At 35.2% G+C, this 24,051-nt stretch carries 21 protein-coding genes; 4 read left to right on the top strand and 17 right to left on the bottom strand.

Annotation, left to right across the window (positions count from 1 at the left end; genetic code table 11):
- Nucleotides 1–27 precede the first annotated feature (27 nt).
- Both ACN4EE_RS03295 and ACN4EE_RS03290 read left to right on the top strand, forming a co-directional pair.
- Nucleotides 28–1,278 (top strand): ABC transporter substrate-binding protein, encoded by a 1,251-nt coding sequence (locus ACN4EE_RS03295; protein ID WP_431704972.1) that lies wholly within the window; start codon nucleotides 28–30, stop codon nucleotides 1,276–1,278.
- Between the two features lie 61 nt (nucleotides 1,279–1,339).
- On the top strand, nucleotides 1,340–2,137 hold the full coding sequence (locus ACN4EE_RS03290; protein WP_431704971.1) for an ABC transporter permease: 798 nt from the start codon (nucleotides 1,340–1,342) through the stop codon (nucleotides 2,135–2,137).
- Between the two features lie 143 nt (nucleotides 2,138–2,280).
- On the opposite strand, the gene cysW (ACN4EE_RS03285) is transcribed toward ACN4EE_RS03290, so the two are convergent.
- From cysW (ACN4EE_RS03285) to ACN4EE_RS03265, 5 genes are all read right to left on the bottom strand, one after another.
- Nucleotides 2,281–3,132, bottom strand: coding sequence for a sulfate ABC transporter permease subunit CysW (cysW, locus tag ACN4EE_RS03285; protein ID WP_431704970.1), 852 nt, complete (start codon nucleotides 3,130–3,132; stop codon nucleotides 2,281–2,283).
- Between the two features lie 374 nt (nucleotides 3,133–3,506).
- Entirely contained in the window at nucleotides 3,507–4,400 is an 894-nt protein-coding gene (gene cysT / locus ACN4EE_RS03280; RefSeq protein WP_431704969.1) for a sulfate ABC transporter permease subunit CysT, read from the bottom strand.
- A gap of 6 nt (nucleotides 4,401–4,406) precedes the next feature.
- Nucleotides 4,407–5,420 (bottom strand): sulfate ABC transporter substrate-binding protein, encoded by a 1,014-nt coding sequence (locus ACN4EE_RS03275; protein WP_431704968.1) that lies wholly within the window; start codon nucleotides 5,418–5,420, stop codon nucleotides 4,407–4,409.
- Between the two features lie 249 nt (nucleotides 5,421–5,669).
- Nucleotides 5,670–6,371 carry an MgtC/SapB family protein gene (locus tag ACN4EE_RS03270; RefSeq protein ID WP_431704967.1) on the bottom strand — a complete coding sequence of 234 codons (702 nt, stop codon included), beginning with the start codon at nucleotides 6,369–6,371 and terminating at the stop codon, nucleotides 5,670–5,672.
- Nucleotides 6,372–6,556: 185 nt separating this feature from the next.
- Nucleotides 6,557–7,783, bottom strand: coding sequence for an ABC transporter substrate-binding protein (locus ACN4EE_RS03265; protein ID WP_431704966.1), 1,227 nt, complete (start codon nucleotides 7,781–7,783; stop codon nucleotides 6,557–6,559).
- 153 nt (nucleotides 7,784–7,936) lie between these two features.
- Between ACN4EE_RS03265 and ACN4EE_RS03260 the strand changes: the two genes are divergently transcribed.
- Together ACN4EE_RS03260 and ACN4EE_RS03255 are read left to right on the top strand one after the other, a co-directional pair.
- Nucleotides 7,937–8,605: a cadmium resistance transporter gene (locus ACN4EE_RS03260; RefSeq protein WP_431704965.1), complete on the top strand. Its 669-nt coding sequence runs from the start codon at nucleotides 7,937–7,939 to the stop codon at nucleotides 8,603–8,605.
- Nucleotides 8,606–8,682: 77 nt separating this feature from the next.
- On the top strand, nucleotides 8,683–8,958 hold the full coding sequence (locus ACN4EE_RS03255) for a hypothetical protein (RefSeq protein ID WP_431705021.1): 276 nt from the start codon (nucleotides 8,683–8,685) through the stop codon (nucleotides 8,956–8,958).
- Between the two features lie 167 nt (nucleotides 8,959–9,125).
- Here ACN4EE_RS03255 and ACN4EE_RS03250 read toward each other — a convergent pair whose 3' ends face one another.
- The 12 genes from ACN4EE_RS03250 to ACN4EE_RS03195 all read right to left on the bottom strand — a co-directional run bounded on the left by ACN4EE_RS03250 (nucleotide 9,126) and on the right by ACN4EE_RS03195 (nucleotide 23,577).
- Complete coding sequence (locus tag ACN4EE_RS03250; RefSeq protein ID WP_431704964.1) at nucleotides 9,126–9,944, bottom strand: prohibitin family protein; 819 nt, start codon at nucleotides 9,942–9,944, stop codon at nucleotides 9,126–9,128.
- Between the two features lie 5 nt (nucleotides 9,945–9,949).
- The gene (locus tag ACN4EE_RS03245) at nucleotides 9,950–10,633 is read right to left on the bottom strand and encodes a phosphatase PAP2 family protein (protein ID WP_431704963.1); all 684 of its coding nucleotides are present in this window, start codon (nucleotides 10,631–10,633) and stop codon (nucleotides 9,950–9,952) included.
- A 4-nt stretch (nucleotides 10,634–10,637) separates the two neighbouring features.
- The gene (locus ACN4EE_RS03240) at nucleotides 10,638–11,036 is read right to left on the bottom strand and encodes a hypothetical protein (protein ID WP_431704962.1); all 399 of its coding nucleotides are present in this window, start codon (nucleotides 11,034–11,036) and stop codon (nucleotides 10,638–10,640) included.
- A 74-nt stretch (nucleotides 11,037–11,110) separates the two neighbouring features.
- A complete protein-coding gene (locus ACN4EE_RS03235; RefSeq protein WP_431704961.1) occupies nucleotides 11,111–12,136 on the bottom strand; it encodes a sulfate ABC transporter substrate-binding protein in 1,026 nt (341 codons plus the stop codon).
- A 280-nt stretch (nucleotides 12,137–12,416) separates the two neighbouring features.
- The gene (locus ACN4EE_RS03230; protein WP_431704960.1) at nucleotides 12,417–13,073 is read right to left on the bottom strand and encodes a cadmium resistance transporter; all 657 of its coding nucleotides are present in this window, start codon (nucleotides 13,071–13,073) and stop codon (nucleotides 12,417–12,419) included.
- Between the two features lie 94 nt (nucleotides 13,074–13,167).
- On the bottom strand, nucleotides 13,168–14,178 hold the full coding sequence (locus ACN4EE_RS03225) for a sulfate/molybdate ABC transporter ATP-binding protein (protein WP_431704959.1): 1,011 nt from the start codon (nucleotides 14,176–14,178) through the stop codon (nucleotides 13,168–13,170).
- A gap of 176 nt (nucleotides 14,179–14,354) precedes the next feature.
- Nucleotides 14,355–15,167 (bottom strand): sulfate ABC transporter permease subunit CysW, encoded by an 813-nt coding sequence (gene cysW, locus ACN4EE_RS03220; protein ID WP_431704958.1) that lies wholly within the window; start codon nucleotides 15,165–15,167, stop codon nucleotides 14,355–14,357.
- Nucleotides 15,154–16,017: a sulfate ABC transporter permease subunit CysT gene (gene cysT / locus ACN4EE_RS03215; RefSeq protein WP_431704957.1), complete on the bottom strand. Its 864-nt coding sequence runs from the start codon at nucleotides 16,015–16,017 to the stop codon at nucleotides 15,154–15,156. The genes cysW (ACN4EE_RS03220) and cysT (ACN4EE_RS03215) overlap by 14 nt, the downstream gene beginning before the upstream one ends.
- Before the next feature lie 244 nt (nucleotides 16,018–16,261).
- Nucleotides 16,262–16,579: an NIL domain-containing protein gene (locus ACN4EE_RS03210; RefSeq protein WP_431704956.1), complete on the bottom strand. Its 318-nt coding sequence runs from the start codon at nucleotides 16,577–16,579 to the stop codon at nucleotides 16,262–16,264.
- Between the two features lie 24 nt (nucleotides 16,580–16,603).
- Nucleotides 16,604–17,665 carry a sulfate ABC transporter substrate-binding protein gene (locus ACN4EE_RS03205; protein ID WP_431704955.1) on the bottom strand — a complete coding sequence of 354 codons (1,062 nt, stop codon included), beginning with the start codon at nucleotides 17,663–17,665 and terminating at the stop codon, nucleotides 16,604–16,606.
- Between the two features lie 414 nt (nucleotides 17,666–18,079).
- A complete protein-coding gene (locus ACN4EE_RS03200) occupies nucleotides 18,080–20,782 on the bottom strand; it encodes a hybrid sensor histidine kinase/response regulator (RefSeq protein ID WP_431704954.1) in 2,703 nt (900 codons plus the stop codon).
- A 230-nt stretch (nucleotides 20,783–21,012) separates the two neighbouring features.
- Complete coding sequence (locus ACN4EE_RS03195) at nucleotides 21,013–23,577, bottom strand: methyl-accepting chemotaxis protein (protein ID WP_431704953.1); 2,565 nt, start codon at nucleotides 23,575–23,577, stop codon at nucleotides 21,013–21,015.
- Between the last annotated feature and the right edge of the window lie 474 nt (nucleotides 23,578–24,051).

Raw genomic sequence — 24,051 nt, 5'->3', positions numbered from 1 at the left:
TACGAACTTTAACAACTATATATAAATATGATTAATCAAATTTGTAACTGCTGTGGCATCAATCGCCGAGACTTTCTCAAACTAACCTCTCTTTTTACCGCTTCGGCTGGTTTAAGTCTTGCCGTCAATGGTTGTACTCGTGAGAATCCAAATCCTCCACCTCCTGAAGAAAATACAACCACTACACCTAGCACGGGGGGAGGTTTAGATCAACCCGTAAAAATCGGTTATTTGCCCATTTTAGACGCATCTCCCTTACTTATCGCCCACGCTAGGAAGGAGTACGAGACTCAAGGATTAACCACAGAAGAACCAGTTTTATTTCGCTCTTGGGCTTCCATTGTGGAAGCTTTTTTAGCAAAACAAATTAACGTAGTACACTTATTAAGCCCTATTACTGTGTGGCTACGTTACGGACAAAAATTTCCGGGTAAAATTGTGGCATGGAATCACCTTGACGGTTCAGCCTTGACGGTTTTGCCTGAAATCAATACAGTGCAAGACTTAGGCGGTAAGACGATCGCCGTTCCTTTTTGGTATTCTATCCATAATCTAGTTTTACAACAACTGTTAAAACAGGCTAATTTAAAAGTTGTGACAAAATCGGGAGATGTTAAATTAAAACCTGATGAAGTGGGGTTAGTAGTTATGCCTCCTCCTGAAATGGTGTCCGCTTTAGCTAATAAAAGCATCGCTGGTTACATCGTTGCTGAACCTTTTAACGCCGCCGCCGAAACTAAAAACACTGGTAAATTACTCCGTTTAACGGGGGATGTGTGGAAAAATCATGCTTGTTGTGTGGTATTTCTCCATGAGGATGATATTAATAATCGTCCTGATTGGACTCAAGGGGTGGTAAGCTCGATCGTCAAGAGTCAATCATGGATGCGTCAAAATCGAGGAGAAGTTGCCAAAATTCTAGCTACAGAAAATGGTAAATATACTCCTCATCCCGAAGCGGTTTTACAGAAAGTTTTAACGGGATTTGATCCTCAATTTTACGCTAAAGAAGGGGCAATTAAACATTTAGATTGGGAAAGTCAACGCATTGATTTTCAACCCTATCCTTTTCCTTCCTATACGGAAAACCTTGTCACTTTGTTGAAAGATACTCAAGTGGAAGGGGAAGTAACATTTTTGCAAGATTTAGATCCGAAATTTGTCGCTACGGATTTAGTAGATGATACTTTTGTGAAAAAGGCGATCGAACAAGCAGGAGGAGTTCAAGCCTTTAACATCCCTGAATCCCTGACCAGAGAAGAAAACTTTGCTGTTTAAAAGTATGTAGTGAGGGCTTTAGCCCTTTGATCAATCCTTGAAGGCATAATGAAAATCAAAAATGACAGCACAAATAAGACAAAAATCAATCGTTAATTCCTTAATTCTTTTAGTTAGAAAAATTCCAATCTCTTTATGGGGTATTATAATTAGTGCTTTTATTTGGTGGATTTTTACTTCTGCTTTATGGCATTCTAGTCAAATTTTAAATCAATTTTCTCCTGAAGAAACCCTATCTTCTTTGACAAAATTAATCATTTCGGGAAATATTTTTCCCCATATTATTGATAGTTTAAGACGAGTTTTTGTCGGTTTAATTTTAGCGACAATTATCGGTATCCCTTTAGGAATTTTAATTGGTGTTTCCAAATTATTAGATCAGGCAACTTCGGTTTTATTTCAATTTTTGCGGATGATTTCCCCTTTATCGTGGATGCCTATAGCAGTTATGATTTTTGGTATCGGGGATTTTCCTGTCTATTTTCTCTTAACTGTAGCGGCAATTTGGCCTTTAATGCTCAATGCTTCGGCAGGTGTAGCTTCTATCGATAAACGTTGGTTGTTATTATCCCGTAGTTTGTGTGCTAATCGTTGGGAAACCTTAACGAAAATTATTTTTCCTGCTATTTTATCTCATCTTTTTACAGGTTTACGGTTAGCTATTGGTATTATTTGGATTGTGTTAGTACCTGCGGAGATGTTAGGAGTTCGGGCTGGTTTAGGTTACTATATTCTTGATACCCGAGATCGACTTGCCTATTCTGAATTATTAGCCGTCATTTTGATTATAGGTGCGATCGGCTATATCCTTGATTTAGGCTTTCGTTATGCAGATCAATATTGGCGCCATGAAAAATAACGATAGCAATCCTAAATCATTTACTCATTTAGCAAAGCTATAGAACTTACCCAGAATAAGTATTTTTATTAGTAGTTGATGGGCAATACCTATATTTAGCCTCTTTGCGCCTTTGCGTCTTTGCGAGAATATTTTAAACCTTCTTAGTACCGATAAAAACGACGTAAAATTTCTTGACAGACGATTGTCAATAGAGTAACTAAAGCAAGTAAAGAAGCCCCACCAAAAGCGGCTATACTTTCATAATTACTATAAGTTTCCTCGATATGTAAAGTTAAAGTATTAGTTGTGCCGATAATCTTGCCCGATACCACCGCCACCGCCCCAAATTCCCCTAAAGCTCTTGCAGTACATAAAACAACACCATAAAATACAGCCCAGTTAATATTAGGTAAAATGACTCTCCAGAAAACTTGCCAAGGGGAAGCCCCTAAGATAATAGCACTTTCTTCTTGATCTACTTCCAAATTTTCGAGGGCTGGTAAAACCTCTCTGACAACAAAAGGAACTGTGATAGTGGTAGTTACTAAAATCATACTAGGTAAAGCAAAAAGGATTTTGAGATTTAACCCTACCACCAAAGACTTAAAAACACTATCGAGGGGATTGAATAATAAGACGAACATTAAGCCAATGATGACGGGAGAGATAGTTAAGGGTAAATCAATGATTCCCAATAGTAGTTGTTTCCCTTGAAAGTTTTGTCTTGCTAATACCCAAGCCGCTACTAAACCAAAAATGGTATTGAGAGGAACGGCTATTGCTGTAATAATAAGGCTTAACATGATGGCGTGTCGAGCTTGTGGGCTGGTAATTCCTTGCCAATAACTTTGGATACCTTCCCTAAATGCTTCGTAGAATATATTTAGCAGTGGCAATAATACTACTAATCCTAAAAAACCTAAACCGATAGTAATTAGTAGATATTGTTCCCAATTCAATGATTTTTGTTTTACCACAGACATAAAAATATCAATATAGGTTCGTAGGGGCATAATATATTATGCGTGTACAGGGTTTTAGCCCTTTAAATAGTTATTTCAATTAAATTGAGACAAATTTAAACATTTTGTAGGGGAAACATTGCCCACCTCAGGGCTGTTTCAAAGTATCTTCTGAAAAAGTGTTAGGGTATTAGGGTATTGGGGTATTAGGGGGATTTTTTACCTTCAAATTTCAAGTAATAATAATAAATCTTGAAATAATCAATTTTTGATAGTAAATTATCAAAACTCATTACTTATTAGTCATTACTCATTACTTTGCCCTAACCCAAATTTTTTAAATGAAACAGTCCTGCATTGCCCACCTACACAAGAGGAAGTTCAAAATTAACTACAAATAAATTACAAAAACAATAATTTTTGTGTTAAAAAATTTCTAGTGAATTGTGATTATAACGATTACTCCACTTTTGTAACATTCCCGCAATAACAAGAAGTAATAGAGCAAGAATCAGTAAGACGATCGCCACTGCGGTAGCCCCAGCAAAGTCAAATTGTTCTAAACGTTGATAGATATAAACCGTTGCCATTAAGGTTTCATTGGGAATATTGCCAGAAATGAGAAACACAACCCCAAATTCTCCTATACCTCTAGCTAAGGCAAGGCTAAAACCCGTTAACACTGCTGGTAATATCTGAGGAAAAATTACTTTCCAAAAACGTTGCCACGAATTTGCCCCTAAAATGATGGCGGATTCTTCTACTTCTCGATCGAACTGTGCTAGTACAGGTTGAACCGTTCTTACTACAAAAGGGAGAGTAACAAAAATTTGAGCTAACAAAATACCGATTAAGGAAGCGGTTAAATTAACTTCTTCAATGCCGAATTGTTGTAAAAATTGTCCCAAAAAACTCTCAGGTTCAAATAATCCACCGATAACTCCCCCCGGAGAATAAAGAGACATTAAAGTAATACCCACTACTACACCCGGCATCGCTAAAGGAATATCAATTAATCCATCAGCAAATTTTTTGGCCGGAAAGTCATAACGGACTAAAATCCAAGCCAAAATTATGCCAAATATACTATTAATAAAAGCCGCTAATAAGGCACTACCAAAAGTTAATTTATAAGCATCAACGGCAATGTTAGAGGTAATTAAGGGGAAAAGTTCGGGTAATGGTTGTTGAGTAACTTTCCAGAATAAAGCACTCAAAGGCAAAATAATAATTAAGCCAACATAGATAAAAACTAATCCTCTCAAAAAAAGTTGATAACGAATTAGGGATTGTAACCTAGTAATGAAATTGATGATCATTATTGATTATTTAGCTGCTTGTAATGCTCGATCGAATAACGTACCATCATTAAACAATCTTTGGTTAACAGCACTCCAGCCTCCGAAATCATTAATATTAAAAATTTTTGCCACCTTCAAAAAGTCTTTTTCGTTAGCTTTTCTAACTTGCTCATTAATGGGGCGATACCCTGCTTGTGCGTAAATTGTTTGAGCTTTAGGAGTAAATAAAAACTGAGTGAAGGCTTCAGCTACTTGACGTGTACCTCGTTTATCCACAATGGCATCGATAACAGTGACGGGAAAATCGACTCTTAAATTAGGAGAAGGAGCAACATAGGGGAAGTCTCTGGGAATAGCATCATTAGTAACAATAATTTCATTTTCAAAATTAATAACTACATCTCCGATACGATTTTTGATAAAAGTATCCGTTGCTTCCCTACCTGAGTTAACTAAATTCTTGATATTTTTCACGAAGGCAAAAAAGTATTTATTAGCTTCCGCTTCCCCCTCGGTTTTGAGAATCGCTCCATAACCTGCCAATGCACCCCAACGAGCATTACCCGATGTTTTAGGGTTGATGGCGACAATACTCACATCAGGACGGGTTAAATCTTTCCATGTTTTGATATTTTTCGGATTACCGGGGCGAGTGATTAATACCATCACGGTACTAGCTGGACTTGCACCATTGGGTAAACGTTGACTCCAATTAGCCCTTACCAGTTTTTTCTCTACCAGAGGAGTAATAAATTCTTGTAAATTTTGAGCTAAAATATCGGCTTCTAATCCCCCTAACACTGCTCTAGTTTGGGCGGCTGATGCACCGTAGGATTCTTTAAAAACCACATCTTGCCCTGTTTTTGCCTTCCATTCTTTTTGAAATTCTGGAATTAATTTAGCAAATACGGGCTTCGCTACTGCGTAACTAACAAGGGTTAACTCTACTTTTTTCGGTCTTTGTTGTGCAACGGCAGGAAGAACTAACTGACTACCTAATCCAGCCAAACCAAGCAATACATGACGGCGTTTTATCATCTTTTTGATTACTCCATTTTATTTTTTTGTCTTAGCTTTAGTCGTAAGGGTTAAATATTATTCAACCCTCACAGGGTTCAATTTTTTTATGAGAGACGATATTGCTCAGATAATAAGAACTAAAGTCCTCACTACGAGCCAATGTAAATATTTTCTACCTAATGTCTAAGGAAAACACTCAGTAACAATCAATTTTAATCTTAAAACATTTTAAATTAATTTGCAAAAAAAAATAAAATCTCATTTGTATCAACCAAATTCTTCTTCTAAAATACGCCAACTTACGGATATTACCCCTTTTTGTAAACTTAGACGACTCGCAATCTGCTCTAAAAGTTGATCATCTCTGATTTGAGTGATCATTTCAGCTTCTACATTGACTTTTTCTGGATTATGATCATAATCTTCACTATGTAATGATCTCAGAGTTATATTACTGGCATTGAGAGACTGTAACAACAAAGCCCGAACATGAATCTCTTGCTTTCTTTGGCAGATAAGAGAAAATTGATAGCCTAACTGTCTTTCTGTACCTTGTAAGGATTGGGCGTTGATACGATGGGCGATCGGTCTTAAAACTGTATTAGAGATTAATACTGCGATCGCACCGAAAAAGGCTTGATAAATAAAACCTCCTCCTGCCAAAGTACCAATGGCGGAAGCACACCAAATAGTTGCCGCCGTATTTAATCCCTTAACGGTTAAACCTTCCCGCAGAATTACTCCTCCTGCTAAAAATCCAATACCGGATACCACTTGCGCCGCTATACGGGTGGGACTAGCATCATTAGGAGTTAATACAGAGAGAGTTACGAACAAAGCCGATCCAGTCGCTACTAAAGTACTGGTGCGTAATCCGGCCATTCTTTGTCGCCATTGACGTTCAAAACCCAACATTGAACCTAGTAAAAAAGCAATGGTAATTCTGACGGTAAAGTCTGTCCATGTCATAGTTTTGTTCTCTTATTTCTATATAAATTTTATGAAGCAATAAACCCTGTACCAGTTGAATAAGTTCTCGTGCATAATTATATAGAGCAAGGAGTTTAAACCCCTTGTTATCAAAGGCTTAGAGTAAATCAAATTCAGAATTAATTTTACTTACCTAATTATTATTCAACTTCAACCGATTTGCTTTACCAGTAAGTCCAATTTTGCTTGGTAATAAGGCTATAAGTGCCATCTCTGACGTTAATGCGCTCAGGTATTAGTTTTAAGTCTCGAAAGATATTTGCCTGATGTTGCAAGGCTTTGAGGGTTGGTTCGTCTAAGGGAATTATGGCTCTTTCGATGCTTCTTTGTTGTAATTCCGTTAAAATAATCGGATCGAGTTGGTGATGATTGACTAATCTTTGGGCGGTTTCTAATTCCTGTTTTTTCGCCCATGCCCCTGCTTCGTTGACTTCTTCTAAAATAATTTTTAGGATGTCGGGATAGTCTCGCACTAATTCGGGAATAGCATAATATAAAGTAGGTACTTCAATAGAAGCTCGATCGCCGAAAACCGTTTCTAAATCTGCGATACATCGTCCGGGGTAAGCACTACGCATCTCGGTTAAGGTGTAAGGAACCCATACTACCCAGGCATCGATTTCTCCCCGTCTAAATAGGGGCAAGGCTTCGGGTTGGGTGAGATAGATTGCCTCAATATCACTATATTGTAATCCTACTTTTTCTAAGGCTCGAATGATAATGTAGTGCGCACTTGAACCTTGATCGAAGGCGATTTTTTTTCCTTTTAAATCTGCTAAAGTTTGAATGGGGGAATCTTCTGGTACTAAAATAGCTTGTCCTTTGGCAATAGTATATTTGTCTCGTGCCACTCTCACAAAACAATGTTCAGCGGCTTGGGAAAAAATACTGGCTGTACCTCCCCCACCACAAAAGTCGATCGAACCGTTACTAAGGGCTTCAATTAAGGAGGAGGCGGAAAGAAAACTTGACCAAGTAACAGTAACGCCTAAAGGTTCAAAGTATCTTTCAAGGTAGCCTTGTTGTTTCAAGGTTTCCAAATTAATCATGCCTTCGGGATAGCCGATTTTAAGGTGTTTCAATTTTTTGGCTTCTTTTTTGGCGTAAATATTCGTGTCACCATTAGAGCGTTTATAGAATATTCGATCGAGCAATATAGCAAAGAGAATACCACCGATAAACAAGCCTACGGTTTCCCAAATACGGCGATTAGTGTTTTCTGGGAGGGTAAAATTATTGGAAGAAGTACTTTGAGCTAATATTACTTCAGAGTTAATCAATCCTATTCCCACACTCAACAGCAATCCTAAGCCCATGAATAAGATCGATCGACTTTTTTTAGACAGACTACAATAATATTTTTTCACCCCTAGCCCAGAAAGAAGAATCATAACAATACGGTTTCAGAAAAAAATAAAGATAATTTGAATATTTATCACATTTTCATTATAATTGAATTGAAAATAAATCTCAATATAAAATAAGGGATTTTATTGTCACCCCATCACCTTGTTTAGCAAAATCGAGAAAGGAAATTATTGATAATGGATTGGTTATTGGCAACCTTAAAAATAGCCTTCGCTACAGCGATCGCCACTACTTTTGACGATAACATTTATTTAACGGGTTTTTTCAGTAAAGTAAATCGTACTTTTCGACCGAAACATATTATTGTAGGAGAGTTAATCGGTTTTTCGGTGTTAGTAGGGGTGAGTTTAATTGGTTTTGTCATTGGCTTAGTGGTGCAATCCAATATTATTGGTTTATTAGGCATTCTACCTATTTTGATTGGCTTAAATAACCTACGGGAAATTTTACTAAATCGAGACGACACAGAAATAGATATATCCATCAATCAACGAAAAAATGCTAAATTTAAGGGTTTTGAATCCCGTCGTTTATCTTTAAGACAAGTATTGAGGGATAAACAAACCTATCAAGTCTCGGCGGTGACAATTTCTAACGGTGGTAATAATTTGGGGATTTATATTCCTCTTTTTGCTAATAGCAGTTTCCCAAGTCTGATAATAATAATTCTCGTTTGTTATGTTTTTATTTGCACATGGCTATTTTTATCCTATAACCTAACTCGACAACCCGGTATAGCAGTAGTTTTGAGTCGTTATGCTAGTAAACTATTTCCCTTTGTGCTGATGTGGTTAGGATTGCGCATTATTATTGATAACGAATCCTATAAATTATTTCTTTCCTAAGTTTGTAGTAACGGCTTTAAGTTCGATCGTCTCTTTGAGTTAAGATAATATTGATCCTTCTCAATGGCACATGGTTAATTCAAATGAAACATCCCCTCTACGATAAAGAAGAATTTGCTCGACTCGGAGACGAAATCTATGAAAATAAACTACGTCAACACATAGAAAAAGATAATTACGGCAAGATTGTCGCTATTGATATTCAAACTGGCGAATTTGAGATTGCCACAGACACAATAAGTGCAACTAGACAACTATATAATAGATTACCCGATGCCCAACCTTGGGTAGTGCGTATTGGTTATCGTGCAGTTCATCGATTTGGGGCAAGGAGCTTGAAAGACGTTGTATGATGCGGGGATATGTAAACAGAAATTATGAAGGGATGATTTCTTTGGTAATTAAAAACAGTAATAACATAAAGTATATTCAAGCTGTCATTATTCTAATTCTGTCATTCCGAGAGTAGCGAAGGAATCTCAACCCCTTAATTTTTGGTATAAGTGCGTAACTTCTATTATTATTTTTGTTTGTTTAACTTTTGTAAATCATCCAAATCCAAATTTAAAAATCTCACATCATCTTTTCCCATAATTAAAGGTAAATTACCATTCCATTGTTTAATACTTTGATACTGGAGAATTTCAGGGGTTAAAGACTCTTGTAAAATACGATGGGCTTCTGCGTCACCTTTGGCTAAATTAACGTTTACTTGGGCAGTTTTTTGGGCTTTTATCACTTGAAAACCTGCTTTTTTTGCTTCTTGTTCTGCAATTTGTTTCGCTTCTACAGCTTGACTAAATAAAGGAGAAAATTCAATGTGAACAAGGGAAATATCGTCAATTTCTAAATTATATTTGCTTAGTTTTTCTGTTAATAAAGTATCAATTTCTGACTTTAATTCTTCTCTTTTGATAATAATTTCTTCGGCAGTATATCTCGCTAAAACTGCCTTAACAATCTCCTCGATCGAAGGATTAATAATATTATCAATAATGTCTTTTTCCGTGCCAATTTGTTGATAAATATAGTTAACTTGATCGGGCTTTAAGTGCCAATTAAGGGCAATTTCGTTAAAAACATCTTGTAAATCTTTCGTGGATGCTTCCGCTCGAATATCTTGTTTTTGAATCCTAACACTTAACTTTTTCACTGTATTAATAAAAGGAATAGTAAAATGTATTCCCTCCCCTAAAACCTGTTCTTGTACCTCTCCAAAACGCATTAAAACACCCCTTTCACCAGCATTAACAATCAAAAAGGGGTTAAATAAAATCAAGAAAATAATAGAGAGAAAAACTAGGTTAATGGGTTTAGATAAAAATTTCTTTTTCCCCATAAATTTTAATTAGTATTTTTGTTTGATTGTGGTAAATTAAATAAGAATGTCATTAAAGCAGTCCATGCAATTCCTAATAACCAACCTCCAATTATATCACTAGGGAAGTGTACCCCTAAATATAAACGAGTCCAAGCGATCGAACCGACATAAATTCCTGCTAAAATCCATAGTAAGAATTGATAACGACTGCCCCAAAATACCACTAAAAGAGCTAAAGCTAAAGTGATACTTCCCATAGCGTGCCCACTAGGAAAAGAAAAATCAGAGGGGAAAGGATAATCAGATTGCCACAATTGAGGGCGCGATCGATGAATGATAATTTTAATGATAAGATTAACGATGGCACTGCTAAAAATAGTAACAATTAAATAGGTTAATAACCTTCTTTTAGTTTGGGAAAAAAGTAATAAAATAATAGGACTGAGAAATAATAAAATAACTTTAAAACCGCCCAAATTTGTTGAAAAAGAAGCCAAACTATAGAAAGATTCTCTAAAAGTTTGATGAATCGTTAATAATAAACTAATATCCCAAGAAAAACCACTGTCTTCTAAGGATAAAATATTAAAAGTTAAAATAGAAAAAGTTACCAATGGTAAAAGTACAGCCCAAAGAATTAATTGATGATGCCGTTTAAATCTTTGATAAGTTTTTTCAAGATATTTATTAACAGTTAATTCACTCATATTTTTACAAAATTGAACCTGTTAAAAATGATGGTAAAGCAAAATCTAATAAATTATTTTGCCATAAAATAACGGCAACAATAGTAAAAGCAGTAGAAGTACCGATTCCCACCCAAATATTTTTACTTAAATTGGATTCTTCCTCAGATTTATCCTTGATAAAATTAACTGCACCTAACTGCATTAAAATTATGCCCACAATATTCGATAACCAATAACCCACAATACTAGCAGGAATTAATAAATCAGCAGAAAAAAGACTAATAAGTTTACCAAAACCGTAAGCAATAGGTAAATTAAAAATTAAATCATTCCACCAACATAAAGGAGAAAGCAAAAAACCAAAGACAAAAAGAAAACCATTTTTTAACTTGTTCCAAGTAATTAAATTCTGTAAATTCATCTTAAATAATTATTAAAAAAATTTGTATTTAATTGTTAAATGTCTATTATTAATTATACAAAATTTAAAGCAATTTATTTACGCTTAATAATTTGATCAAAGATGCCGTTATCTTTAAAAAACTTATTATCAATGTTAGTCCAACCTCCAAAATCATTAATAGTAACTAACTTATTGATTTTAGGATATTGTTTAGCAAATTCGTTGGTAACTTGAGCATTAACAGGACGAAAACCAACTTTAGCATACTCTCTTTGAGCTTGAGGAGTAAAAGTATAGGCAACAAATGCTTCTGCCACTTTTCTCGTACCTCTTTTATCAACTACTTTATCAACTACAGCGATAGGATTATCGATCGAAATGTTAACATCTGTGGGTACAAAATAAGGGTCTTTTGCTCCTTTTTGTCGGGCTAAAATTGCCTCATTTTCATAGTTCAATAATACATCTCCTTGCCCTTGTTTAATAAATACGTCTGTGGCCTCCCTCGCATCCTTAGGTAATACGGGAACGGAATTATATACTTTATCAACAAAAGTTTTAGCTTGAGCTTCTGTACCACCTTTGGCTGTAACGGATGCCCAAAGTCCTAAAAAGTTCCATTTTGCACCTCCAGAGGTTTTGGGGTTAGCGGTAATTACTTTAATTTTAGGATCTGCTAATTCACTCCATGACTTAATTTGAGGTTTACCCGGACGAGTAATAAAAGCCACTACTGATTTAGTTACGATCGCATTATTAGGGGCTCTTTTTTCCCAACCCGGTTTAATCAATCCTGCTTCTTCAATTTTTTTAGTATCTCCTGCTAAAGCTAAGGCTACTATATCCGCTTCTAAACCATCAATAACTGCACGGGTTTGAGTGCCTGAACCTGCGTAACTTTGTTTGAACACAACATCTTGCCCAGTTTTTTTCTTCCAATCTGCTGCGAATTGAGGAATGATTTTCGAGTAAGCTCCTTGTGTTACTGCATAAGAAACAAGGGTGAGTTCAACAGGTTTAGGTTTTTGGGCATTAGCAATAGTATCGGGAAGTAAAACCGATGTGGACAAACCTGCTAAACCTGCAGCAATTAAACCAAGACTTTTTCTACGAAACATGAATAAACCCTCTTTAAATAGTACAAAATATTGTGATTGAATGTCGCAATTGTTTTATTTTTCATCCCTTCAATAAAGTATTTATTTTTAAAAACAATTTACATTCTTTGTTAAAAGAATTATAACAAAATCTCATTTTTTTTTCAATACATTTTCAAAGAAATCTTACTATAAAATCAAGGTTTATAAAAAAAATAGGGGTTGAACACTATTCACCCCTTACAAAATATATGATTGTTATATTATTGTTATTTTTCAAACTGAGAGTAGAGATAAAATGCTAAAAATTAATCAAGGTAAAAGTACCATTTTTCCAGAAGATGAATAAGCCTAATGCAATTAAAATATACGGGACAAATTGCTGACAATAGTTAGTAATTACATGAGCAAATTTTTGATTATTAATTAAGCGATAAGCCAGATAACACCAGACTCCTTTTAAAATTAAAAAGACAGCGATAATAATTAATAAACTCAGTAAATTACTACCTGCAAATAAAGGCACATAAACCCCGATATTATCACCACCGTTGGCAAAAGTAATCAGAGCAACCTTATAGGTTTGAGGATGTAAAAGTTGATAGAAAAAATTTAAAATAGCTCGATCGTGTTTAGGTTGCACATATTCGCTACTGATGGTTTGTAATTCGGTTTCGTCACTGTCATTATTAAACAATTGTTGAATGCCGATAATAATAGGTAAAATACCTAATAAACCAATCCATTTTGAGGAGATAATTAAGCCTCCAAAATAACCAACTAAACTTAATAAAATTAGAATTATTAAACCTAAATAAGTCCCAATAATGACATGATTTTTGGCGATTTTTTCTTCTTTAACTTGACCAAAAAAAATTAATAAAATTAATAAATCATCAATATTGGTGGCTACAAAGGCAGTAATTCCCTCCAAAATGGCAATAAAAACCTGATTCACAGTATTTTCCTATAGTGACACTTTCTTTATTTTACCGAAGAATGAATGTCGATCGAACTGAAAAATTCATCATCATTTCCCCTTCTTGGGAAAATTAAACTGCTACAGAAGTATTGGGGAAACTCTTAACACGACTAGGTTTAATATATACAGTTTGATTATGACGTAAGCCTAATCGATCGAACTTTTCTCGATTCAAATGTGCCGTCAACTCCCAATTATCAATTAGTAACTCTGCTTGGATTTCCCAACCTAAGTGAATAATACGTTTAACCACCGCACGACTACTATTACCATCATCTTCGAGTAATATCTCTAATTCATGGGGACGCACAAAAACCTCATCACTAGAATGATGATTATTTGTAAACAAAGGTGCATGACTGGGTAAGATATTGACTTCCCCGATAAACTTCATCACAAAAGGAGAAGCAGGATTATCGTAAATTTGAGCGGGTGTGCCGATTTGCTCGATTTTACCATGACTCATAACCACAATTTCATCCGCTACTTCCATCGCCTCCTCTTGATCATGGGTTACAAATACGCTGGTAATATGAACATCATCGTGTAATCGTCTTAACCATGCCCTTAACTCCTTACGCACTTTGGCATCCAACGCTCCAAAAGGTTCATCTAAAAGTAACACTTCGGGTTGTACTGCTAATGCTCTCGCTAAGGCTACCCTTTGCCGTTGCCCACCTGATAGCTGAGAGGGGTAACGATTACCTAAACCTTCTAATTGAATTAAATCTAGTAATTCCGAAACTCTTTCCTTAATATGGGCTTCGGAAGACTTACGAATTCTTAAACCAAAAGCAATATTTTCTCTAATAGTTAAGTGTTTAAATAAAGCATAATGTTGGAAAACAAAACCAATATTTCTCTTACGAATATCTACTTTTGTTGTGTCTTTTCCATTGATAATAATTTTACCATCATCGGGAGTTTCTAACCCTGCGATCGTCCTTAAAAGAGTTGATTTACCAGAACCTGAAGGACCTAATAAAGCCACTAAAGTATTAGGTTTTACTTCCAAATTAATATCTTTTAGAGCTTGGAAAGAACCGAAATTTTTAGATACATTATCAACAATAATACTCATTTTTTTACCTTTTTATTATTTTATAAATAACTTTCAATTTTTAAACATGAATTGTCATTCCGAGCGATAGCGAAGGAATCTCCTCATAGACTTAATTGATTAAATCAGTCAGAGTATAGAGTCGAAAAAAAAGAAAATATATAAGATTGCTTCGTGCCTCGCAATGACATAGAGAGTTAAACGTCCTTGATTTTCGTCTTTCTTTCGAGAATTTCCTTGAAAATCAAAGTTAAAGCACCTAATAAACCCAAAACCACCGCCGCACTAAATGCCGCTTCCGTTTGGTAGTTTTTATAGGCTAATTCTACAAAAATTGGTAAGGTTGCGGTTTGTCCGATAATACTACCAGACACTACCGCCACCGCCCCAAATTCTCCCATAGCACGAGCGTTAGTAAGTAATACCCCATAGAGTAAGCCCCAACGAATACTTGGCAATGTCACACGCCAAAATACTTGCCAGTCATTCGCCCCTAAAGTCCGTGCCGATTGTTCTTGCTCAGTTCCCACTTCCTCTAATACGGGGATAACTTCCCTTGCCACAAAAGGAAATGTTACAAAAATTGTCGCTAATGTCATGCCGGGTAAAGCAAAAATAATTTTAACGTCAAAATATTGCAATAAAGGAAAAAACCAACCGTTACGCCCGTATAACAAGACAATCATCAACCCTGCTACCACTGGAGAGATGGAGAAAGGTAAGTCAATTAAACTGACTAAAAATGTTTTGCCACGAAAATTATTTCTAGCAATTACCCACGCTGCACACAAACCAAATATCGTATTCAACGGCACAGCAATTAAGGCGATAACTACCGTTAATTGTACGGCTACGATAAATTCTCTTTGTTGCAAAGCCTCTAAAAAGGGTTGTACTCCCTTATGGAAAGCCTCATAAAATACCGAAACGGCTGGAATGATTAAGATTAAGGCTAAATAAACCAAAGCGACAATAATTAGCCATATTTCTACGGATTTAATTTTTTGCATAGCTATTTCCCCATTTTTGCAAGAAGTTAATTAAAAGCAAAAGTATCAATGAAACTAACAGCAACACCGTACCGATTACTGTTGCCCCTACATAGTCGTATTCTTCTAGTCGTTGAAACACTAATACAGGGGCGATTAAGTCTTGAAAGGGGATGTTAGAGGCAATAACTACGATCGAACCATACTCTCCTACAGCTCTGGAAAAACCCAAAGCCACTCCCGTTAAAATAGGAGGGATTAGGGGCGGTAAAATGACGTGGCGAAAAGTTTGCCAATCTGTCGCACCTAAAGCCCAAGCCGCTTCTTCGGTTTCCTTTTCCATTTCCTGTAAAACGGGTTGCAAAGTGCGCACGACAAAAGGCAAGGAGATAAATAGCATTGCCACGAATACCCCTAGACGAGAAAAGGCGATTTGGATGTCAAAAGGAGTGAAAAACTGCCCAATCCAACCATTGCGACTATAAACGGTAGCTAATACTAAACCAGCCACCGCCGTTGGTAAAGCGAAAGGAATATCAATCATGGCATCAAAAATTTTACGCCCTGGAAAGTCGTATCTAACTAATACCCATGCTAATAATGTACCCATTAAACCATTAATAAAACCCGCAAAAAGAGCGGTAATAAAGGTTACTTGATAGGCGGATACAGCAACATCAGAAGTAGCAATTTCCCAAAAATTAGTAAATCCTAAAGTAGAAGATTTTAAGATTAAAGCTACCATGGGAACTATTAAAATAATAGTTAAATAACCGATGGTAATTGTCCAAGGAATCGAAATTTTTGATAATATTTTTGATATTTGATTTGTGTCCACCTCAAGAGGAGGCTCATAAAATAAATTAGTCATATTAATAAATATAAAAAGTTTAATATTTTCCTAATAATCCGCCTTGCAATAAATTGACAAGGCTTACAGCTAAAGTAAGCTAAAGCAACTAAAAATATTTTTTGTTTAAAAAACTAGATATTGTTGATATTTATCTAACTCACTTTAGTAGAGTTATGCTATTAGCAATGAAATTTATTTCTTTGCGAGATCATTTGTGAATCCATTAAATGTATGTTAGTTGCCATAAATTGAGGAAGTTAAATTAACCTTCTAATAACCATCCTTCAAAATCCCATTGATTGAAAGGTTTTTGCCCTTTTTGATCGCTTTCCCACACTTCAATACCTAAATCTAATAAGTATTTAATTCCCTCTTTTATGCTGTCTTCTGTGCCTTTTAAAAGTAGGTTAAACCAACCATCTCTATCTCCTTCCTCTCCTAATAAAGCGGAGGTAATATTTACTTCCAAATTATATTGGGATGCGAGATCAAATATAATTGGTTTTTGTAAATATTTTGGCGGAATATGTAAGGATATTTTGATAATTTTTTCTGGCTTATCAATTAATTGTGTGTTCATAATTCTGATTATTTTTAAGGTTTATTATTTGCGAAGATTGGCAAAAATTCGATCGAACACTGTACCATCATCAAAGAAGTCTTTTTGTACTTGATCCCAACCGCCAAAAGCCTCTACGGTAAATAAATTATCGACTTTGGGATATTGCTCGTTAAATTCTTCAAATACCGTCTCATCCACAGGGCGAAAACCTACTTCTGCAAAGGCTCTTTGAGCTTCGGGAGTGTATAAAAATTGCACAAAGGCTTCGGCTACTTCCCTTGTGCCTCGTTTATCCACATATTTATCGACAACGGCAACGGGTCCTTCGATCGAAATGTTATAATCAGTAGGAATAACGTAAGGCTGATTTTCACCTTTCAACTTCGCTAAGAGAATTTCATTTTCGTAGTTCATTAATATATCTCCTTGTCTTTGTTTATAAAATACGTCTGTTGCTTCCCTTGCATCTTTCGGCAAAACTGGCACATTTCGATAAACATTGGTGACAAATTCCTCCGCTTTGGTGGCATCTCCTCCTGATTGGGTAATCGCACCCCATAATACTAAAAAGTTCCATCTCGCACCCCCAGAAGTCTTAGGATTAGCGGTGATAACTTTAATATCAGGATTCGCTAAATCTGCCCATGTTTGTGCTTGTTTCCCCCCTTCCCTACTAACCAAAGCCACTACCGATCGAGTTACAATGCCATTATGAGGTGCTTCTTTTTCCCACCCCGCATCGATTAATCCAGCCTGTTGAATTTTGAGGGTATCCGCCGATAAAGCCAACGCCACCACATCCGCCTCTAATCCGTCAATAACTGCTCTTGTTTGCGAACCTGAACCACCGTAACTTTGTTCTACTACCACCGTTTGCCCTGTTTTATTCTTCCATTCTTCCGCAAATTGAGGAATAATTTTTTCGTAGGCACTTTGAGTTACAGCATAAGAGACTAAGGTGAGTTTTACTTCTTGATTAGCTGTCGCCTGATTATTATTAGTAGGAGTTTCCGTTTGATTTTGACTATTACCACAGCCACTTATGATACCAGTCATGGTTAACCCAATGATCAATCCGCTTAGAAACTTTCTTCTTTTTTTCATCTTTATCGTTTTTAGATTTTTATTAAACAGTATCTTAACCTAAAGTCAAAATATTTTCAATACATTTTCAATTTATTTTTCTGGCAATGGTAAGTCATCGTTATTTTATCTATAGAATGAATAGACATCGATCGATAGGGAAGTAAAAGGATATTTTTATGATAGAAAGAGATTTAGATATAAAAAAATCCCTAAAATAAAAGGTTTTAGAGATTGTGTAATATATAATTTTGAAAAATGTGTTAAAAAAATAAGGTAAATCAATAAAAATTTCGATCGAACTCCATAGAGATAAAGTATGGAAAGGAGAATTTTAATTGTTAATAGAAGTTACGCACTTGTACCAAAAATCAAGGGATTGAGATTCCTTCGCTACTCTCGGAATGACAGAATGTCGTTAGAGGTGCGTCAGTCTTAGTTAATTAACTGCTCGATCGAATCTATAATTTTAAGAGGATTAAAAGGCTTCGTCATATAACCATTAGCGCCTAAATCGAAGGCTTTTTGACGGTGTAAATCATTATCCCGTGAAGTGAGGATAATAATAGGGAGATGTTGCCAATGTTGGGAAGCCCTTACCATTTGTAAAAACTTATAACCATCAACCCCCGGCATCTCCAAATCACAGATAGCAATATTAAAAGAAAGGGTACTACTCTGCAACGTATTCCATGCGTCTTTCCCATCACGGCATTGGGTGACATCATAACCAACTTGAGTCAAAATACGATTTAAACTGCGTCTGACAGTTACAGAATCATCAATCACCATGACAGAGATTTTGTCTTTCGCCATAGTTGTATCTATTTTTTGACGGTGTTGAGTTGTCAAAAGGGGAGTGAGATAATCGGGAATCAGAATAGGTACAAATTTACCATTTCCTAAGACAGTGCCACCGCCAATGTAGGGAGGAATAGCCACAGTATCATCAAAACTTTTAGCCACGAGGGGTTTTTCTTCCACAATAGCATCCACTCTCATAATTATTTTTTCTCCTGCAATGTTTAATAATAAGCCGATATAACCTTGAGAAATATCCATTTTATAAAGTTGATTATAGGGGAGAATTTGAGATAGGTTGTAAACGGGAATTTTTACACCTTTCCATAGTAGTTGATTATCCTTAATTTTCTCAGAAGCAAGGGAAATTACTCGCAAAACATTTTCTGAAGGAATAGCAATAACCTGTTGAGAAATTTTTACTAATAAAAGAGAGATAACATTTAAGCCTAAAGGTATTTTGAGTTTAAATTCTGTACCTTTATTAATATTAGTATCAACCTGAATTGTACCCCTTAATTTTTCAATTTCTGCTTTCACAATATCCATTCCCATACCTCTCCCTGATAAGTCAGTTACTTGAGAAGCAGTAGAGAATCCGGGTGAAAAAATTGTCCTCAAAATTTCTTCTTTGGTTAAGTCATTAAAAAATACATTACTAGGGAATAAACCGAGAGAGGAGGCTTTTTCATATACCTTATTTATATCGATTCCTCCTCCATCATCTTGTATGGTTAAAATAACGCTATTTCCTTCTATTTTGGCAGTTAATTTAATGATAGCAGGTAAAGATTTACCTTGTTTTTGCCTTATTTCTGTCGATTCTATACCATGATCAAAGGCATTTCTGATAAGATGATTAAAGGGTGTTCTCAAAATCTCAATGATATTTTGATCTATTAATATATCTTTTCCTTCTATAACTAATTCGACAGATTTATCATAAGTTTTACACAATTTTTCTAAAGGCTTAATAAAACTTCCCGCCAAACTAATAAACGGCACAAGACGCACTTTTCTTAATTCTTGATCTAAAATATTTAAAGACTTTTGCATCTCAATTAAAGTTTCCTGAAAATCTCGATTAACTAAGTCGAAATCTTCCCTTACTTCTTGGACTTGAATAATTAATTCTGTCAAGTTTTGCAATGCTGTATGGACTTGATTATATTCATCAAATTCAAGACTGTCAAATTCTGCTAAGTCTTTTTTTATCTCTTTGAGGTTATTATTTAAAAGGTTAGTTTGAGTAATAGTTAATTGATCATACATTGATTCGATTTGTTCTTTAACAGGGGCAAGAGATTTTGTCTTTTTCTTTAAGTTAATACTTGCCTGTTTTAATTGATTTTCATACAGTTTTAAACTTTCATAGTTTGTTAAAAGTTGCCCGACTACGTTGCTTAAGTTGGTAATTTTGTCAAGGGGGATTCTTAAGTTTCTACTATTAACGGAAGATGATGTTATTTCCTGTGTCTGTGTTTTCAGGGTTTCTATTTTTTTATCTTCTGTTTTCTTGTTAACTAAATTTTTTTCGGGGGTTTCTCTTTGAAAATAGCTAGAAAAAGTCGGTGTTTTATTCCCTTCTAAAAATTGTTTCTGATGACTTTCGATTTCTTCGATCGATCTTCGGATAAAATGTTCGATCGAATCCTGATTATTTTGCTGTAAACTGCGAATAACTGTGGTAAGTTGCACTAACCAATCACAATTTAAAGCCTGACCTAATAATTGACATTCTTCCAGTAAAATATTGAGACTATTAGTAATATTATCATCAGTAGCTAAAGAGGGATTATCAAGAGTTTCTTTAACCCTATCAATACAAGCAGATAAATCTTGAGTTAAAGCCATAGTAATAAAACTATCATCGGCAAAACCAATATCGATAACCTCGTCTTGGGGGTTTAAATTAGTTAAAAACTCATCTAAAATTCCCATTAACTCATCACTATTATCATCAGAAATTGAGCCAGTCTTTTCTAAATTTACTAAATTTTCTAAACTTTCGATCGATAAAGTTAATAACTGAAAAGTCGTCTCAAAATCGCTAATTCTATCCTGCTGTAAAGCCTCAAAAATATCCTCTACTTTATGGGCTAACTTACTGACAGTGTGCATTTCCGCCATCCCCGCCCCTCCTTTTATGGAATGGGCTGCCCTTCCTAATTCTTTGTATAAAAACTCTAATTTTTGATTATTTTTATCTTGTTGAAAGGAAAGTTTTAAGTCATCAATACCTTTGGTTAAAGTATCTAAATATTCTGGAGCATCTTCTTCTAAGAAACAAATTCTGGCTTCTTCGGCAATAGCGGCTAAACTAACGGCATCTAACATAATTAATCATTGAAAGTGAGTGGATAGGGGGAGGAAGGGGAGGAAGGGAGAAAGAGGAGGAAGGGGAAGAGAAGGAGTTAATTAGTATTTGTGATTTTTTGGTGGGGGGTGGGTTTAATATATTAAACCCCTACGTTATTCTTCATTACTTCTTGTTTCTTAATTTTTAATTTCTCATTCTTAATTCTTGATTCTTAATTCTTAATTCTTAATTCTTAATTCTTAATTCCTTATTGGCTGACTTGGAAGCGAGAGGCGGATTTCTGCATTTCCATCGCAACGGTTACTAATTCCTGCAATGATTGAGAAACAGTGTTTGATTCTTTGGCAATTTCTTTGGTGACAATGGCGACTTCTTCCATTTTTTTATTTACTTTCTGAGAGATTAATTTTTGATTGACTGTACTTTCTGAAATAGACTGTAAAAGAGTGTCAATTTCATTACTTATTTCTGATAGTTTTTTCAATGTCTCTTTTGTATTTTGCACTAATTTAGTTCCTATCACTACTTGTGTCGTACTTTGCTCCATTATCGTCATCATTTCGCTGGTTTCGTCTTGGATACCTTCTACTAATTGCTCGATTTCTTGGGTAGAAAATGTAACCTGTTCTGCTAATCTTCGTACCTCGTCAGCAACAACTCGGAAACCTTGTCCGTTTTCTCCTGCCCGTGCGGCTTCGATAGAAGCGTTAAAGGCAAGGAGGTTAGTTTTTTCGGAGATTCCTGAGATAATATGGACGATTTTGGATATTTCTTGGGAAGAATCGGCTAGTCTTTTCGCTTTTTTTGCGGTATCAGCTACCGTATGACGAATTTGATAAATATTGTTAACGGTGTCTTCGATGATGCTTTCCCCTTCTTGCGCAGTGAAACGAGATTTACTGGCAATGACGGCGGCGTTTTGCGCTGATTCACTGATTTGCTCGATCGAACTGGTGATTTCCTGCACGGAAGCGGTGATAATCTGAATAGAGTTGTCTTGCTTGTAGGAATTTTGAGCAAGGTAATTAACGGATTCTCGATTACTGACGGCGGTGTCGTTAAGTTGGTTGGTGGAGGTGATGACTTGCTTGACTAACCCTTCTAAACTCCTCATGGTAGCATTAAAAGCATCGGCGATCGAACCTACTTCTCCAGATACCACTTCCGCTTGAATACTTAAATTTCCTTTACTGGCTTTTTCGATGTCTAAAAGAAGGTTAATTACGTTTTCTTGTAAGTTTTCTCTTTGTTGTCGCTGAATTTGGGCTTCTTTCTCCCTTTCTTGAGCGATAGCTTCCATTTCCTGAGTATAGGTATCAATTTTTTCTGCCATAGCATTGAAAGTTTGTGCTAATTTTCCTACTTCATCTTTAGATGTAACTTTAGCCCTTACATTTCGATCGCCCCTACCAATTTTTTCTGCCAAAAGTTGTAATTTTTCGATGGGTTGAGTGAGAATTTTACTGAAATAACTAGCTAAAATTAAAGCTATAATTAAACTTAAAAAGCCGACAATAATTTGATAAGAAACACTGCGATTAAAAATTTGTTGTAGATTAGCTTCAGGAGTACCTCTCACTAAAAAAGCAATGTTGTCTCCATCAGAATCAGGGAGAGTTTTAATAGCAATAGTATGCCATTTATTTTCTATCAACATTCTTCCCGTAACTATGTCATTATCCTCTTTACTTATTTCTTCTAAAAGACTCGTATCGGGTAAAGGTATATTAGTTGTAAATTCTTCACTATCGACAGGTTGAAAAATTGAAGTAACGAGATGAAAGGTTTTATCTTTAAACATATAAATTGCACTATAACCGCCCCCCATAGCTGACATAATATCCTGCAATAATAGACTATTATCATTAACTAATTCCCCTGCCATTAATACTGCTATCATTTGAGATGATTGAAAATCATTAACAGGAGTTAAAGTTATATTCATTAAGACATTTTCACCTTCAATTTTTTCAGCAAAACTAGGGTTTTCGGCAATGATTTCTTTTTGAGGAATAATCACATTAGTTTCTAATACTTCCCTTGACTTAATCACTCTACTTACTAAGTTTTCAAGAATAAAACTTTGTCCAAATCTATCTTGATTGGCATTAACAATAATGCGTCCGTTTAATCCCACTAAAGTAGCGTATTCAATCCCCCTAGCCTCAATTTCGTTATTTAAAATTGTCCTTACTGTGTTTTTTAAATTGGGTTCAATTTTTCCCTCATTTTTATAACTTTGTGCTGTTTGAATAATGGCAATATTATCCGCTTTTCCTCTAAATCCTGACGTGATATTTTCTAGGTTAGCATTATAGTCGATCGAGATGATATTCAATTCAGAAATAGCCCTATTTTTTAATTCACTTCTACCTAAACTATCAGCAATTAACTTTCCTGCAATAACAACTCCGAAGGTAGAAACCAAACTGGCAATTAATAAAGCAATAAATTGTTTATAGACTATAGGCAAGTCTTTAAATTTTTGCAATAAATTAATATTTTGAAGAGAAATAGTAGTGTCTTTCTCCTCCTTTAAATTTTCACTGTTAGTATCTTCTGAGAGTAAATATTTTTTAGTAATATCCTCAATGGCTTTATTGGCAGTATCCGCAAAAACTTTGTCGGTATCTTGAGCAATAATAGATTGATAGACTTCGATCGCTTCGTGATAAAATTTTTCTTGTTCTAATGCCGTAGCTAAACTCAATTTTGCTGTCAAATCTTGGGGATTAGCAGTGACATTATTTTGTAAAAATCTAATCTCATCGGAGAAATTAGAATTAAAAGTTTCTTGCTGTAATTGATTCATGGTAGTGATTGGTTTTAGGTAATAAATTTAGTTAGATATTCAAAGAGAGAGGAGGAGAAATTGACAAACATTTAGGTAATATGTCGTAAATAACAATGAAATTTATTTCTTGGCTAATAGCATAAGTCGGCTAAAGCGAGTAAATTGAATAGACAACAACATATTGCTAATATATTGAAGTTTAAGAAACAATATTTATGAAATCGCTTTAGCAGATTTTCGCTGTTAGCTTCGTCAATTTATTGCGAAGCGGGTGATGTTAACCCTCTCAGGCTACTGGAGATTCTATTCTGTATAATACCTAGCGAGTCACAACAGTAGTCTTTCAGAATTTGTTTTTGAAATACCTAGCGAATCACAATAGTACTCTAAAGAGATTGTTTGTTATATTAAGGAGGCAAGTTGTGAGAGAATAAAATCATTGTGATTAATCCTTTTGATAGATGAAGAAGTATTTAACAGACTATTTTTATT

Origin of the sequence: Geminocystis sp. CENA526 (assembly GCF_050753365.1) — a bacterium.
Taxonomy (GTDB): domain Bacteria; phylum Cyanobacteriota; class Cyanobacteriia; order Cyanobacteriales; family Cyanobacteriaceae; genus Geminocystis.
Note: the sequence above shows the minus strand (reverse complement) of the source record. Positions and strands in the feature narration are given on the sequence as shown.